The organism is Mycobacterium novum (genome assembly GCF_010726505.1).
Lineage (GTDB): Bacteria > Actinomycetota > Actinomycetes > Mycobacteriales > Mycobacteriaceae > Mycobacterium > Mycobacterium algericum.
On record NZ_AP022562.1, the window covers coordinates 2,812,645 to 2,827,010 of the forward strand.

Genomic DNA, 14,366 nt, shown 5'->3' on the forward strand with positions numbered 1-14,366 from the left:
CCGAAGGAGGACAAAACATGCGCGCACTTGAATCAGCCGTCGCCGCAGTGGCTGTCAGCCTTGTCCTGGCGTCGTCACCGGCACCGCCGGCGCATGCCGCCCTGGGCTTCGAGCTCAACGGCCCCTACCGGGTCACTTCGAGCGGGGACTGGGCCAAGACCAACGAAGTGTTCATGGACGAAGTCACCGTCTCGTCGGTGTGGACGTTCAGCTCCAGTTGCGAGAACGCGCATGTCTGTACCGGCCAGGTCAGCAGCGACCAGGGCTGGACCGCGCCGCTGGAATTTCGCACCTCGCGGTGGATCGTCGACCGCTTCCATGAGAACTGGCAGACCTGCCCGGACGGCACCACCTCGCCGGGCCGGCAGCGCTACCAGTTCCAGGGCAGCGACCTCAACGGCCAGTACGACAAACGCAACATTGATCTGCTGGTCGGCTACGACAGAACGATCGGGGTCTCGGGGGCCTGTGGACGCAACCAGCCCACGGTGATCGTCATGCCGCTGAGCGTGCGGCGACTTTAGGTAGTAGGGGAGACCATGCAGACGACTCAGGTGATGAAAGCGCTCGTCGGGGCGGTAGTTGCCGCCGGGGTGGTCGTCGGTGTGACGCCCGCGGCGCCGTCGGTTGCCGACCCCTACGTGCCGATGTGTGACGTCCCGGCGTGCACACCGGGAATCGCGCCGAATGTGGTGCTGGGTGCGCCGTGCTCCAACACCACCTACTTCGTCTTCGGGTCCGCTGTTGCCGGCCCGTCGACCCTGCCGGGCAGGCTGGTGTACTGCGGATCGCCTCGCCGGTACGAGCCGCGCTGGTTCCGTTCCCCGGAGATGCACGGCATCAAGGAGGAGAACAGCAGGTGCGACGAGTACGTCGGCGAGGTGGCGCAGGCGCCCGACGGACTCTTCCTGGCCTGCGTTGCCGACGGCGAGGCCCTGTGGCGTCGCGGAGACCTCTAGCGACAACAATCCTGGCAAGTTGAGGGAGTCCGACCCATGATGCGAACCACTGTCGGTGCAGCGCTCGGCGCGCTGCTGGTTGCAGCGGCCGCCACAGCTGTGGCACCGACCGCGGCGGCCGATATGCGCTACGGCAACTACGAGGTGCTGAGCAACCGGTGGACCGATGCGACGTGGGTGTGGGCGGCCTACCCGTGCGAGACGATGGGCAAGTTCGACGACCTGCCGGCCGGCTGTGTTGAGGTGAGTGCGATCGACCGACCGCATTTCTTCGGTCGCGGATACTACGGCGGCACCGCCAAATTGGTGGACGGTCAGTACTCGTTCACCTCGGATTACCCCAACGGTCTCACCTGCCCGTTCGGCCCATCGATGCCGACCCGCGACACTTACACCTGGGATGCCAACACGCTGGCCGGCGTCGTCGAATCACATTTCGAGGTGGGCTGTATGAATGGTCCGGGCGGAGTGAACACCTGGACGTTCGCGCTGGTGCGGATGTAGCGCCCCGGCAAGCGGGTTGGCCTACACCGGATCGAACGAGGAGATCAGCCACCGACCGCCGTGCTTCTCCAAGCCGACCTTGACGCTGCTCATCGAGTAGGAGCCGTCGGGGTTCGTCTTGCTGATCGTGGTCTGGTTGAGATAGATCAGCACTTCGGCGGAACCGGGACGCAACGACACGATGCCCTTGCGAACCACTGCGGCGATAGTCTGCACTTCTTTCTCTTTGACCGCCGGGGTGACGACCTTCTGGGTGAAATCGGTGTAGTGCGAGAGGAAGTCACCGGTGAGGTGGCTCTCGGCGGCGGCGAAATCCTGCTCCATCGTCTTCGGCGCGTACGTCAGCACGGCGACCGCACCGTCGGCGGCGGCGGCCATCACGGCCTGCTCGCCCGCGGGTCCGAGTTGCTGATCTGCCCGGAGCACACCGAAGTACAGCCAGCCGGCCAGCCCCGCTGACGCCAACAGCAGCAAGCCCAGGGTGGCGGCGATCCAGCGCGACGTTGAGACCGTCGGCGCGGCTTGGGATTGATCGGCAGGTGACTCCGCTGCCGCCGGCTCGGTGGGCTCCGGGGCCACGTCGGCATCGGCAGTCACGGAATCGTCTTCGACCGCTTCAGGTGTCATGTCATCCCTGTCGGATTCGCTCATGCCGCGAAGTCCACCTTCGACATCTTGACCTGGTCGCCCTCGCGGGCCAGGTGCACGGTCAGGCGCCAGCTGCGGGGTTCCTCCTTGGCTCCGGCGGTATTGGTGACCTTCGTGGTGGCCGCGACCAGCACCACCGCCTCGTTGTCCGACATCGATTCCACGCCGGAGACCACCGTGTCAACCGAGGTGACGGTTTTGGACTCGCGGGCCACCTTGGCGAAGTCGCCGGCGTGGGCTTCGAAATCCTTCTTGAACTCACCGGTGGAGTTGTCCAGGATCGCCTTGACGTCGTCGTCGACGGTCTCGTAGTTCAGCGACATCAACGTGACCACGCCCTGACGGGCGGCCGCGGCGTACTCGCCCAATTGATGTTGGCGCAGGGCAACGTCGCGATGGTGGGACAGCATCAGCACATCAACGGCGAGGAACCCGCCGATTGCGAGTACGGCCAGCGTCGCCGCCACCCACCCCAGTTGTCTGCGGATGCCGATGGACTTGCGCGGCTGTTCAGCCGGTTCATCGACAGCAGCTTCGCCGGCACCCGGCGCCGGATCATCGGCTTCGATTCGCGCAGGCTCGACGTGCGGTGCGGTTTCCAGCTCGACCGCTTGGGTGGCTTCCGACTCGGAGCCCTGCTGCGCCTTGAGCAGCTCCGCGCGGGCGCGGGCCAACTCCGCTGCAGCCTCGGCGGCCTTCGCCTCGGCTTCTGCCAGCGTCAGCGCATCTTTTGAGGTGCGCTTGGCGGCATGCTTTCCCCGACCGCCCGGTTTGGCCGGATCACGCGACGGCATATGCCCTCCTGTCCGTTGTCCACCCAGCTCCGGCAGGGTCCCCCACAAGGCCAAGCACTCTCGCAAGCCCGCTCCGAAACGGTAGCACCAGGTCTCTCACCAGGTGCGGAGCGAGCAGAGCGCCCCTTTGGTGCCGGCGTCGGTGGCGACGACGACGTCGTCGATGCGCAGTTCGCAGACGAACCCGGGTGAGGCCAGTTGGGGATGCATCCCGGGCAGCGACACCACCACCATGGCCCAGTCCTGCGGGTCGGCCAGGGTGGTCTCGAAGATCCAGGGCTGGTTCGGCCCGATGGTGACGTCCGCACGCGGACTGTACTGGTAGGGGTTGTGGCTGTAGTCGCCGAAGTTGGGCGGCTGAACTTCACGGTAGTAGATGTTCGCCTGGGCGGTTTCGGTCGCACTGACCAAGTAGCGCACCCGGTGGGGTGCGGAGTCGTCGGCGGCTGCCGGGGCGGCGGTGGCGAGCGGGCCGGTGAACGCCAGGGCTAGAACCAGGGGCGACGCCGAGAACTTCCTGGTTGTCACGGGCTCCTCCGGTGCGTTCACCTGCCAAAGACTCAAATTCTTTGCGCAGAAGAATAGCATTTCCAGTTCGGTGGCGGCGGGCGATTGTGCGGCTCGTCAGACGCTCGAATCACCGGCGGCCGCCGCGCGTCCGGCACGGAAGCCGAAGACCATCGCCGGTCCGATGGTCCCGCCGGCGCCCCCGTAGGCCCGGCCGGTCACCCCGGCCATCGCGTTGCCTGCGGCGAACAGGCCGGGGATCGGCCGCCCGGTGACGTGCAGCACGCGACCGTCGGCGTCGGTGCGCGGACCGCCCTTGGTGCCCATCGCTCCCACCGACAGCGGTACGGCGTAATAGGGCGCGGTGTCGAGGGGACCCAACGTGCGGCCGGCCGGGGTGTCCGCCTGATCGTCGCCCCAGTACCCGTCGTAGGCGCTGGCGCCGCGCCCGAACTCGGGATCGGCGCCGGCCGCCACGCCGCGGTTCCAGGAGGCCACGGTCTGGGCCAGACCGTCCGGGTCGATGCCGGTCCGGGCGCCCAGCGCCGCCAGGTCGGGCGACTCGCAAAACCACTCCGGCGCCGCGTCGTCGGGGGCGACGCCGAGGAATCCGTACCGGCGCAGGTGCTCGGCGTCGAAGACGATCCACGCCGGATCGTTGACGTAGCCACCGCGCGGCTCCAGGTAGTGAAAGGCGCCGGCCATCGAGTTGTAGTCACACGCCTCGTTGACGAACCGCCGACCGGACCGGTTGACGATGATGCTGCGCGGCCGGGTGCGCTCCAGTCGTACGCTGCGGCTGCGCTGCTGGCCGTCGATGGTGTCGCCGGGGATCCGGACGATGGGAACCCACCACGCCTCGCCCATGTTGGCCAGGTCGGCGCCGTGCGCCATGGCCATGCGCAACGCGTCACCGGTGTTGTTCGGTGGTGACACCGCGCCCCGCATCGGCCCCCGCAGGAAGGCCTCGACCATGGCGGTGTCCCATTCGAATCCGCCGTTGGCCAGGATGACGCCGCGGCGGGCGCGCACCCGCCGCGCCGCGGTGCCGCAGTCGACCCGCACGCCCGCGATGCCGCCGTCGGAGCCGGCGATCAGTTCCACGCCGCGACAGCCGGTCGCCGGCGTAACACCGTGATCCAGCGCGCCCTTGAGCAGCCCGGCGATCAGCGCGGTGCCGGCCACGCACAGATCGCCCGCAGCGGTGTCCGCGTCTATGTCGGCGTGCAGCCGGGCGCGGGTCTCGGCGTCGAATCCGACGTTGCTGTAGTCGGCCGGGAACGCGGTGATCCGGTCCTGCCAGGAACCCAGCCGGGAGATGTCGTAGGGCAGCGGGCTCAGCGAGCGCCCGCCGCCCGGGCGCCCGCCGGGCAGCTCCGGCTTGTAATCGGGGAAGCCGGACGCGACCTCGAAGCGGACGTCGCTGTGCTTCTCGACGAAGTCGACCATCTCCTGGCCGGTGCGCACGAACGTCGACACCAGCTCGTCGTCCATTGCGCCGAACGACTGCGCCCGCAGGTAGTCCAGCGCGGCCTCGACGGTCAAATCAGGGGCCCGGGTATGCGCGGGAATCCAGGCGATACCACCGGAGACCGCGGTGGTGCCGCCCACGGTCGCGGACTTCTCGTAGACGGCGACCGAGGCGCCGTTGACCGCTGCGGTGAGCGCGGCGGTGAGCCCGGCTCCGCCGGTACCCAGCACCACCACGTCGAACTCGTCGTCCCAATCACCGACTGTCAATGACGTTTTCCTTTCGGGCACAGCGGGTTTCAGCTGAGGATCTCAGACAGTTTGTCGGCCGCCGCGAGTACGGCATCCCGGCCGCGCAACACAACGTCCTCGCGGTGGGAGATCAGGTTGATGCAGGTGGGCGGCGAGGGAGGGCGACGACGGACCGGAACCGCCAACCCGAACGTGCCGGGCTCGATCTCGCCGTGGGTGACCACCCAGCCGCGTTCGCGGGTCTGCGGGACGATGTCGCGTTCGTCTGGGCGTCGCGGCATGGCGGCCGACAGCGCGATCCCGGCGGCGCCGAGGCTCAGCGGGTGGCGACTGCCCTCGTGGAACGCCAACTGATAGCCGACCTGGGTCGGCACGATGACGGCGACGGCCACTTGTTGGTCACCCTCGGCCACCAGTAGCGACACGGTGGTGCCGAGCTCGTCGGCGAGCGCGCGCAGCGTCGGCAGGCTCAGCTGGCGGACGTTGTTGTCGAACGACGCACCGAGGACGGCCAGGGCCGCTGCCGAGCGGAACCGGCCGTCTTCGCCCTTGGCCACCAATCGGTGACTCGTCAGCGTGTTCAGCAGCCGGTAGGCGATGGTCCGGTGGACGCCGATCCGGTCGGCGACCTGCTGGATGGTCAGTCCGTCGGGCGTGGTGGCCACCGCCTGCAATGCGGCCAGTCCGCGGGCCAGGGTCTGTGACCCCGGAGCGGTACCGGCGGCACCGTCGGGCTTCAGCCTGGTCATCAGCTCGGCCTCCTTGACATCTACCCATCTGAGAGTGATGCTCTTCAATATAACGTACATCTATGTGCGATAAAAGCACGTTTAAATATCGGAAAATGAGAATCACATTTCCGCGACTGCGCAGGGAGAGGTGGCCGGTGCCGGAGTTCGAGAGCATCTGGAGTGATCTTCAGGGCGTTGTGTTCGAGCAGGGGTATCTCGATGCGGGCGGGGTGCGCACCCGCTACCTTCGGGCGGGCGACCCGAGCAAGCCGGTCCTGGTCCTGCTGCACGGTTCCGGTGGTCACGCCGAGGCCTATGTCCGCAATCTGGCCGCGCACGCGGAGCACTTCTGGACTTGGTCCATCGACATGCTCGGCCACGGCTACACCGAAAAACCCGGTCATCCGCTGGAGATTCCCCACTACGTGGCGCACCTGACCGCGGTGCTGGACGCCATCGGCGCCGGGCAGGCCAGCATCAGCGGTGAATCACTCGGCGGCTGGGTGGCGGCGCGCGCCGCCATCGACCACCCGGACCGCGTGCAGCGCCTGGTGCTCAACACCGCAGGCGGCTCCCAGGCCGATCCCGAGGTGATGAAGCGGATCATCACCTTGTCGATGGCGGCGGTGGAGAACCCCGACTGGGAGACGGTGCAGGCCCGCATCAAGTGGCTGATGGCCGACAAGTCCAAGGGCTACGACGACATCGTGGCCAGCCGGCAGCGGATCTACCGGCTGCCCGGCTTCATCGACGCGATGCGCGACATCATGGCGCTGCAGGATCCCGAGATCCGCCCCCGCAACCTGCTGGGACCGGGGGACTACGGCAAGATCACCGCGCCGACGCTGGTGGTCTGGACCAGTGACGACCCGACGGCCGACGTCGAGGAGGGCAAGCGGATCGCCTCGATGATCCCGGGTGCCCGGTTCGAGCTGATGCCGGGCTGCGGCCACTGGCCGCAGTACGAAGACCCCGCGACGTTCAATCGCCTCCACCTGGAATTCCTGCTGGGGCGTTAGCGTGACCGCTGAAACGAGTGCAGCCGTCGACGTCGACGTGGTGATCGTGGGTGCCGGGCCCGTCGGCCTGACGCTGGCGAACATCCTCGGCCTGCAAGGGGTCCGGACCCTGGTGGTCGAGGACCGCGCCACCCTCATCGACTATCCCCGGGGGGTCGGGCTCGACGACGAATCGCTGCGCACGTTCCAGGCGATCGGCCTGGTGGACGCCATCCTGCCGCACACCGTGCCCAACCAGATCCTGCGATTCTTCGACGGTAAGCGGCGACTGCTGGCCGAGATGGCGCCCGCCGACGCATGTTTCGGCTGGCCCAAGCGCAACGGCTTCGTACAGCCACTGGTCGACGCTGAACTGCTGCGCGGCCTGGAACGGTTCGACCACGTCCGGGTGCTGTGGGGTCGCCCGATGACCGGCTGCACTGAGACGGCCGACGGCGTCACCGTAAGCCTGGGTGGTTCGGATGGCCAGGAACCGCAGCCGATTTCGGCTCGCTACGTCGTCGGCTGCGATGGCGGCCGCAGCGCCACCCGCCGACTGATGGGGGTGTCCTTCGACGGCACCACATCCTCGACCCGCTGGCTGGTCATCGACCTCGCCAACGACCCGTTGGGCCACCCCAACAGCGAGGTCGGCGCCGACCCCGCGCGGCCCTACGCCTCCATCTCGATCGCCCACGGCATCCGGCGCTTCGAGTTCATGATCCACGCCGATGAAACCGACGAGCAGGCCGAAGACCCCGAATTCGTCGCGGCCATGCTGGCGCCGTTCCTACCGCATCCGCACGACGTCGACGTGATCCGGCACCGAGTCTACACCCACCACTCCCGAATCGCCGGCGCCTTCCGCCGCGGCCGGCTGCTGCTGGCCGGCGATGCCGCACACCTGATGCCGGTCTGGCAGGGGCAGGGCTACAACAGCGGAATCCGCGACGCGATGAACCTTGGCTGGAAACTGGCCGCGGTGGTGCAAGGGCAAGCGCAGCCGAGCCTGCTGGACAGCTACGACACCGAACGGCGCAAGCACGCCCGCGCCATGATCGACCTCTCCACGATGGTGGGCCGGGTGATCTCCCCGACCAACCGTCGGGTCGCGGCGGTGCGCGACCGGGTGATCCGGGCCGCCTCGGCGGTACCGACGCTCAAGCGCTACGTGCTGGAGATGCGGTTCAAGCCGATGCCGCGCTATGACCACGGTGCGGTCGTCCACGACCAGCCGCATCGTCCCGATTCGCCGACCGGGACCCTGTTCATTCAGCCCCGCGTGGACACCCGCACCGGGACGGATCTGCTCCTCGACGACGTCATCGGGGTCGGATTCGCGGTGCTGGCCTGGAACAACAATCCCCGTGCGCTGCTCGGGGAGGAAGCCTTCGCGCAGTGGAACGCGTTGGGAGCGAGCTTCATCGCCATCCGGCCGCTGACTCAGCTGCACTGGACGCCGCCCGGCCAGGTCGATGATCCGGCCGTCACCATCGTGGGTGACCGGACCGGAGAGCTGAAGGCCTGGTTCGACCGCCACACCGAGTCGGTGTTGTTCCTGCGCCCGGATCGCTGCATCGCCGCGGCGTGCATCGCCCAGCGCGCCGCCGAGGTGAGCGCCCGGCTCGTCGACGTCCTGACGCTGACCGTAGGGGGTGATAACGCCGATGGCACTGGCCCTGTGCTGCATGTCCCACAGCCCGCTGCTGAATCTGCCGGGACCACCCCCTGAGTTGATGGCCGACATCGAGGCCGCCGTCGATGCGGCGGCGGCGTTCGTCGCCGACTTCGACCCGCAGCTGACGGTGGTGTTCGCGCCGGACCACTACAACGGGTTCTTCCTGCAACTGATGCCGCCGTTCTGCATCGGCACCGCCGCGCACGGTGTCGGCGACTACGGCACCTACGCCGGCCCGTTGAACGTCGCCGCCGACCTCGCCGGTGAGACTGCGGCCGCGGTGCTGGAACACGGTGTCGATGTGGCTGTTTCGGCTCACATGGATGTCGATCACGCCACGGTGCAACCGCTGGAGCGGTTGCTCGGCGACGCAGGCGCATGCCCGGTAATCCCGATCTTCATCAACGCCGTCGCCGCGCCGCTGGGGCCGATACACCGCGCCCGCGCGCTAGGCGCTGCGGTCGGTGCTTACCTGCGCACCCTGGATCTTCGGGTGCTGATCCTGGGATCGGGCGGGCTATCGCACGATCCGCCGATGCCTACCCTGGCGACCGCGCCACCGGTCACTCGCGACCGGATCCTGCACGGCACCCCGATGAGTGCCGAGCAGCGCCAGGCCCGCCAGAACGCGGTGACGGCGGCAGCCCGCGATTTCGCCGCGGGCGCCAGCGACCTCAGGCCGCTGAACCCGGAATTCGATCAACGGTTCCTGTCCATTCTCGACAGTGGCCGGCTCGACGACCTGGCCGACTGGTCGAATTCGTACATCACCGAGGCGGGTGGGGGATCTGCACACGAGATCCGCACCTGGGCTGCTGCTTTCGGTGCGTTGGCGGCGCAAGGCCCGTACCGTACGGCCAACCACTACTATCGGCCGGCCCCGGAGTTGATCGCCGGATTCGCCGTTCGCACCGCGCAACCGGTGGAGGTGGGCTCGTGACCGAGAACGACCACATCGTCGACGTGCTGGTCATCGGCTCCGGCGGTGGCGGAATGACCGCCGCGCTGGCCGCCGACGCCTGCGGCCTGCAGACCCTGGTCGTGGAGAAGTCGCCGTACTTCGGCGGATCCACCGCGTTGTCCGGCGGCGGCATCTGGGTGCCCGGCGCACCGGCGCAGCGCCGGGAGGGTTACGTCCCCGACCCCGACGGTGTCGTCGCCTACCTGCGCGCGATCACCGGCGGTCTGGTCACCGAGGCGCGGCTGCGGCAATACGTGGACACCGCGCCGAAGATGATGGCGTTCCTGGAACAGGCCAGCGGCTGGCTCGAGTTCGTCTGGAAGCCCGGCTACGCCGACTACTATCCGGAGCTGCCGGGGGGATCGGCACTGGGCAGCACCATCAACGTGCCGGAGATCGACCTGCGCAAGCTCGGCGATCAGGAGCAGCACCTGCTGGCGCCGTTGGCGTTGGCGCCCAAGGGAATCTGGTTCGGTCCCAAGGACCTGCGGCTGTTCTACCAAGTGCGGCAGTCCTGGCGCGGCAAGGCGGTGCTGCTCAAGCTGGCATGGCGGATGTTCCGCGCCCGGGTGTTCGGCGACCGCATGGCGGCCATCGGCCAATCACTGGCGGCCCGGCTGCGGCTGGCGATGCTCGAACGCGACATGCCGCTCTGGCTCGACACCCCGATGACCGAGCTGATCACCGATGCCTCCGGCGCGGTCACCGGCGCCGTGGTGCAGCGCGACGGTCGGCCGCAGCGCATCACCGCGCGCCACGGCGTCATCCTGGCAAGCGGCGGCTTCGACCACGACATGGCGTGGCGCAAGGAGCATCAGCCGGTGCTGGAACAGGACTGGAGCTTCGGCAACCCCGTCGCCACCGGCGACGGCATCCGGGCCGGGGAGCGCGTCGGGGCGGCCACCGAACTGCTGGACGAAGCCTGGTGGTTCCCGGCCATCTGCTGGCCGGACGGACGGCTGCAGTTCATGCTCAACGAACGCATGATGCCGTCGCAGTTCATCGTCAACGGCGACGGGGAACGCTTCATCAACGAGGCCGCGCCCTACATGGACTTCGCGCACGCCATGATCGCCGGACAGCAAACCGGCGTCACCCACATCCCGTGCTGGCTGATCACCGACCAGCGGTCCTTCCACCGCTACGTCGTCGCCGGGCACCTGCCGATCCCGAAGGTCCCGGGCGCCCCGGTACCGACCGGGCGCAAGATCCCGCAGGCCTGGCTCGACTCGGGAGTGGTCAAGGCCGCCAAGTCATTCGCCGAGCTGGCCACCGCGATCGGTGTCCCGCCCGACCGGCTGGAGCGCACCGCGCAACGGTTCAACGAACTGGCGAGATCCGGCCACGACGACGACTTCAATCGCGGCGACAGCGCCTACGACAACTACTACGGCGACCCGACCCTGCCCAACCCCAACCTGTATCCGCTGGGCAAGCCGTCCTACTACGCATTCCAGATCATCCTGGGCGATTTGGGCACCTCGGGCGGCCTGCGTACCGACGAGCACGCCCGGGTGCTGCGCGCCGACGACTCGGTGATCGACGGGCTGTACGCGGTGGGCAACACCTCGGCTCCGGTGATGGGCCGCAGCTACGCCGGTGCCGGAGCCACCATCGGCCCGGCGATGACCTTCGGCTACGTCGCCGCCCGACATATTCACGCGACCCGCCGGCCTCTCGGCACCCAGACTGCAACCAAACTCCAAGGAGGTAACCCGTGAAGATCTCACTGTTCTACGAATTCGCACTGCCCCGGCCATGGTCCGACGACGACGAGCACATCCTCTTTCAAGATGGCCTCGACGAGGTGGAGGCCGCCGACAAGGCCGGATTCTCGACGGTGTGGCTCACCGAGCATCACTTCCTGGAGGAGTACTGCCACGCGACCGCGCCGGAGATGTTCCTGGCCGCCGCCAGCCAGCGCACCAAGAACATCAGGCTCGGCTTCGGAATCATGCACCTGCCGCCGGTGGTCAACCACCCCGCCCGGGTGGCCGAGCGGATCGCCACCTTGGATCTGCTGTCGGGCGGCCGGGTCGAGTTCGGCACCGGTGAGGGATCGTCGATCGCCGAACTCGGCGGATTCGGCATCGACCCGGCTGACAAACGCGCCCAGTGGGAAGAGGCGCTGGAGGTCTCGATCCGCTGTATGACCGAGGAGCCGTTCACCGGCTTCGAGGGCCAGCACGTGCAGATGCCGGCCCGCAACGTCATCCCCAAGCCGATGCAGAAGCCGCACCCGCCGGTCTGGGTGGCCTGCACGCGGCCCGCCTCGGTGCAGATGGCCGCCCAGAAGTGCATCGGCGCACTGAGTTTCGCCTACACCGGCCCGGGACCGCTGGCCGAACGTGTCAACGGCTACTACAAGGAACTCGAGGAGAACGGCGTCCCGGTCACCCCGCAGGTCAACCCCAACATCCTGGCCATCGGCGGCGACCTGTCGATGATGGTGGCCCCCACCGACGAGCAGGCGTTGCAGCGGCTCGGTGTGGGCGGCGGGTTCTTCTCGTTCGGGATCATGCACTACTACATGACCGGCGAGCACACCCCCGGTCGCACCCGGGTATGGGAGCGCTACCTCGAAGAGGTCGAGAAGGACCCGACGCTGGCCTACGGGCCGGGCCGCGGCGCAATCGGCAGCCCCGCGACCACACGGGAGTTCCTGCGGGGCTACGAGGAAAGCGGTGTCGACGAGCTCATCCTGCTGCTCAACCCGCGCAGCCACGAGGCGACGATGGAAGCCATCGAGCTGATGGGCAAAGAGGTGCTGCCGGAGTTCATCGAACGCGACGAGAAGGCGGTCGCCGACAAGGCCAAGCGGCTGGCGCCGGTGCTGGAGAAACTGGAGGCGCGGCGTACGGAGTCGGTCGCGCCGAAGTTCGACGAGTCCTACTCGTTCGGCGGGTTGCCGACCGGCCGCGGTGGTAAGTTCACCGCGACTGAGATCCCCGAGGCGATGGCCGAGATGAACGAGGGCCGGGTGCAGGCTGCACAGCTGGCCAAAGACGAGCGAGCAGAGCGGGGCCGCGGCCAGAAATGACTGCACCCGCCGGGCTTTGGCGCTACGACGGTCGACGGACCGTGGTCACCGGCTGCGCGTCGGGTATCGGCGCGGAGCTGGTCGCCCAGCTCGGTGAGCTCGGAGCTGACGTGATCGGTCTGGACCTGGCCGAGCCCACCGGGGCGGTGGGCGAATTCCACCGGCTGGACCTGAGTGATCCGGCGTCGATCGATTCTGCGGTGGCGGCGATCCGAACGGGAGGTCGGGTCGATGCGCTGTTCAACGTCGCCGGGGTGTCGTCGGGCATCGGCGATCCGGAGCGGGTGGTCATGATCAACTTCCTGGGCATGCGCCACCTCACGGAGGCGTTGCTGCCGGCGATGTCGGCCGGCTCGGCGATCGCCAACGTCTCCTCGCTGGCCGCCGCGGCCTACCTGGAGAACGCCGAGACCACCGCCGGCCTGCTGCACACCGCCGACATGCCCGCCGGATTGCGGTGGTGCCGAGCGAATCCCGAAGCGCTCGCCGACGGCGGCTACCGGCTGTCGAAGGAGGCGGTCATCCTCTACGGCATGATCAACGCGGGCCGGCTGGGTAGTCGTGGTATCCGAATCAACTGCACGGCCCCCGGCGTCACCGAGACACCGATACTGGACCAGCTGCGCAGCAGCTACGGGCAGCGCTATCTCGATGACATCCCCAAACCGCTCGGCCGGGTTGCCAGCCCGGCCGAACAGGCCGCACCGCTGGTGTTCCTCAACAGCCCGGCCGCCGGTTACATCACCGGTCAGGTGCTCTGGGTCGACGGCGGCAACATCGGGAGTCGCACCGCCGCAACGCTTCCGAACGGATCGTGTGCATGGCCGGCCTGACCGAGTTCCGCCGGGTCGGCGATGCGGTGCGCAACTGGGGGCGCTGGGGCGACGACGACGAACTGGGCACGCTGAACCTCATCACACCGGAGAAGGTTGCTGCGGCCGCGGCCCTGGTGCGGCACGGCAAGGTCTTCCCGCTCGGCGTCGACTTCGGATCCTCGGGTCCGCAGGGCGCATTCGCGTTCCGGCACAACCCGATTCACGTGATGACCGTGGACGGCGGAGACGTCCACACGCTGGCGCAATACGGCCCGGAATGGCACCGCAATATCGTGGCACAGCAGCTGAGTGAGTTCTTCACCGACAATCCCTTCCGATTCAACGACGACATGGTCGTCATGCCGCTGCAGGCCGCCACCCAGTGGGATGCGCTGTCGCACGTCTACTACGACGATCAGCTCTACAACGGTTTCCCGGCCGGCTCGGTGACGAGCCTGGGCGCCTACCACTGCGGCATCGACAAAGTCGACGGCAAGGGCATCACCTCCCGCGGGGTGCTGCTCGACGTGGTCGCCCACCGTGGTGCGGAGACATTCCTGCCGCTCGGCACCCCGATCACCCCGGACGAACTCGACGACGTAGCACGTTCCCAGCAGGTCACGATCTCCCCCGGCGACATCGTGCTGGTCCGAACCGGTTGGTGGCAACGGTTTTCCGAGACCGGCGACGGCGCCGAGCCGGGCGCGGGACTGGACTGGCGGTGCGCCACCTGGCTGCACGAGCATGACATCGCCGCGGTGGCCGCCGACAACCTGATGGTCGAGAACCCGGTCTCCGGGGTCGAGGGCACGTTTTTGCCGATGCACATGCTGTGCCTGCGCGACATGGGGATGATGCTCGGGGAGTACTGGGATCTCGGCGCGCTGGCTGCCGACTGCGCCGCGGACGGCGTCTATGAGTTCCAACTGGTGGCGCCACCGCTGCGGGTGACCGGTGGCGTCGGGTCACCGGTGAACCCGATCGCGATCAAGTAGACCGGCAGAGGAAA

15 protein-coding genes are annotated in these 14,366 nt (G+C 68.1%); 10 read left to right on the forward strand and 5 right to left on the reverse strand.

Going from position 1 to position 14,366, the window contains the following annotated elements:
• Positions 1–17: 17 nt before the first annotated feature.
• The 3 genes from G6N19_RS12945 to G6N19_RS12955 are packed head-to-tail and all read left to right on the forward strand — an operon-like array spanning position 18 to position 1,463.
• Positions 18–524 (forward strand): Rv2253/PknI dimerization domain-containing protein, encoded by a 507-nt coding sequence (locus G6N19_RS12945; RefSeq protein ID WP_013830392.1) that lies wholly within the window; start codon positions 18–20, stop codon positions 522–524.
• Between the two features lie 15 nt (positions 525–539).
• Positions 540–959, forward strand: coding sequence for a hypothetical protein (locus G6N19_RS12950; RefSeq protein ID WP_013830391.1), 420 nt, complete (start codon positions 540–542; stop codon positions 957–959).
• A 36-nt stretch (positions 960–995) separates the two neighbouring features.
• Entirely contained in the window at positions 996–1,463 is a 468-nt protein-coding gene (locus G6N19_RS12955; RefSeq protein ID WP_013830390.1) for a hypothetical protein, read from the forward strand.
• 21 nt (positions 1,464–1,484) lie between these two features.
• Here G6N19_RS12955 and G6N19_RS12960 read toward each other — a convergent pair whose 3' ends face one another.
• From G6N19_RS12960 to G6N19_RS12980, 5 genes are all read right to left on the reverse strand, one after another.
• The gene (locus G6N19_RS12960; RefSeq protein ID WP_193465062.1) at positions 1,485–2,114 is read right to left on the reverse strand and encodes a twin-arginine translocation pathway signal; all 630 of its coding nucleotides are present in this window, start codon (positions 2,112–2,114) and stop codon (positions 1,485–1,487) included.
• A complete protein-coding gene (locus tag G6N19_RS12965) occupies positions 2,111–2,905 on the reverse strand; it encodes a VirB8/TrbF family protein (RefSeq protein ID WP_013830388.1) in 795 nt (264 codons plus the stop codon). Before G6N19_RS12965 ends, G6N19_RS12960 begins: the two co-directional genes overlap by 4 nt.
• 96 nt (positions 2,906–3,001) lie before the next feature.
• The gene (locus tag G6N19_RS12970; RefSeq protein ID WP_013830387.1) at positions 3,002–3,433 is read right to left on the reverse strand and encodes a hypothetical protein; all 432 of its coding nucleotides are present in this window, start codon (positions 3,431–3,433) and stop codon (positions 3,002–3,004) included.
• Positions 3,434–3,529: 96 nt separating this feature from the next.
• A complete protein-coding gene (locus G6N19_RS12975) occupies positions 3,530–5,152 on the reverse strand; it encodes an FAD-dependent oxidoreductase (RefSeq protein WP_013830386.1) in 1,623 nt (540 codons plus the stop codon).
• 29 nt (positions 5,153–5,181) lie between these two features.
• Positions 5,182–5,883 carry an IclR family transcriptional regulator gene (locus G6N19_RS12980; RefSeq protein ID WP_013830385.1) on the reverse strand — a complete coding sequence of 234 codons (702 nt, stop codon included), beginning with the start codon at positions 5,881–5,883 and terminating at the stop codon, positions 5,182–5,184.
• A gap of 137 nt (positions 5,884–6,020) precedes the next feature.
• Between G6N19_RS12980 and G6N19_RS12985 the strand changes: the two genes are divergently transcribed.
• The 7 genes from G6N19_RS12985 to G6N19_RS13015 are packed head-to-tail and all read left to right on the forward strand — an operon-like array spanning position 6,021 to position 14,352.
• Positions 6,021–6,884 (forward strand): alpha/beta fold hydrolase, encoded by an 864-nt coding sequence (locus G6N19_RS12985; protein ID WP_013830384.1) that lies wholly within the window; start codon positions 6,021–6,023, stop codon positions 6,882–6,884.
• A 1-nt stretch (position 6,885) separates the two neighbouring features.
• On the forward strand, positions 6,886–8,595 hold the full coding sequence (locus G6N19_RS12990) for a bifunctional 3-(3-hydroxy-phenyl)propionate/3-hydroxycinnamic acid hydroxylase (RefSeq protein WP_193465063.1): 1,710 nt from the start codon (positions 6,886–6,888) through the stop codon (positions 8,593–8,595).
• Positions 8,531–9,481: a 3-carboxyethylcatechol 2,3-dioxygenase gene (locus tag G6N19_RS12995; RefSeq protein ID WP_081465570.1), complete on the forward strand. Its 951-nt coding sequence runs from the start codon at positions 8,531–8,533 to the stop codon at positions 9,479–9,481. The genes G6N19_RS12990 and G6N19_RS12995 overlap by 65 nt, the downstream gene beginning before the upstream one ends.
• A 53-nt stretch (positions 9,482–9,534) precedes the next feature.
• Positions 9,535–11,223, forward strand: coding sequence for an FAD-binding protein (locus tag G6N19_RS13000; protein WP_232062698.1), 1,689 nt, complete (start codon positions 9,535–9,537; stop codon positions 11,221–11,223).
• A complete protein-coding gene (locus tag G6N19_RS13005) occupies positions 11,220–12,542 on the forward strand; it encodes an LLM class flavin-dependent oxidoreductase (RefSeq protein ID WP_013830380.1) in 1,323 nt (440 codons plus the stop codon). Before G6N19_RS13000 ends, G6N19_RS13005 begins: the two co-directional genes overlap by 4 nt.
• Positions 12,539–13,375 carry a coniferyl-alcohol dehydrogenase gene (locus G6N19_RS13010; protein ID WP_041318716.1) on the forward strand — a complete coding sequence of 279 codons (837 nt, stop codon included), beginning with the start codon at positions 12,539–12,541 and terminating at the stop codon, positions 13,373–13,375. Before G6N19_RS13005 ends, G6N19_RS13010 begins: the two co-directional genes overlap by 4 nt.
• Positions 13,363–14,352: a cyclase family protein gene (locus G6N19_RS13015; RefSeq protein ID WP_013830378.1), complete on the forward strand. Its 990-nt coding sequence runs from the start codon at positions 13,363–13,365 to the stop codon at positions 14,350–14,352. Before G6N19_RS13010 ends, G6N19_RS13015 begins: the two co-directional genes overlap by 13 nt.
• The last annotated feature ends 14 nt before the right edge of the window (positions 14,353–14,366 follow it).

What these genes read in the sequence shown, in the direction of transcription:
- G6N19_RS12945 (WP_013830392.1), top strand. Translation starts at nt 18, where the DNA reads ATGCGCGCACTTGAATCAGCCGTCGCCGCAGTGGCTGTCAGCCTTGTC.
- G6N19_RS12950 (WP_013830391.1), top strand. Translation starts at nt 540, where the DNA reads ATGCAGACGACTCAGGTGATGAAAGCGCTCGTCGGGGCGGTAGTTGCC.
- G6N19_RS12955 (WP_013830390.1), top strand. Translation starts at nt 996, where the DNA reads ATGATGCGAACCACTGTCGGTGCAGCGCTCGGCGCGCTGCTGGTTGCA.
- G6N19_RS12960 (WP_193465062.1), bottom strand. Translation starts at nt 2,114, where the DNA reads ATGAGCGAATCCGACAGGGATGACATGACACCTGAAGCGGTCGAAGAC.
- G6N19_RS12965 (WP_013830388.1), bottom strand. Translation starts at nt 2,905, where the DNA reads ATGCCGTCGCGTGATCCGGCCAAACCGGGCGGTCGGGGAAAGCATGCC.
- G6N19_RS12980 (WP_013830385.1), bottom strand. Translation starts at nt 5,883, where the DNA reads ATGACCAGGCTGAAGCCCGACGGTGCCGCCGGTACCGCTCCGGGGTCA.
- G6N19_RS12995 (WP_081465570.1), top strand. Translation starts at nt 8,531, where the DNA reads ATGGCACTGGCCCTGTGCTGCATGTCCCACAGCCCGCTGCTGAATCTG.
- G6N19_RS13000 (WP_232062698.1), top strand. Translation starts at nt 9,535, where the DNA reads ATGACCGCCGCGCTGGCCGCCGACGCCTGCGGCCTGCAGACCCTGGTC.
- G6N19_RS13010 (WP_041318716.1), top strand. Translation starts at nt 12,539, where the DNA reads ATGACTGCACCCGCCGGGCTTTGGCGCTACGACGGTCGACGGACCGTG.
- G6N19_RS13015 (WP_013830378.1), top strand. Translation starts at nt 13,363, where the DNA reads ATGGCCGGCCTGACCGAGTTCCGCCGGGTCGGCGATGCGGTGCGCAAC.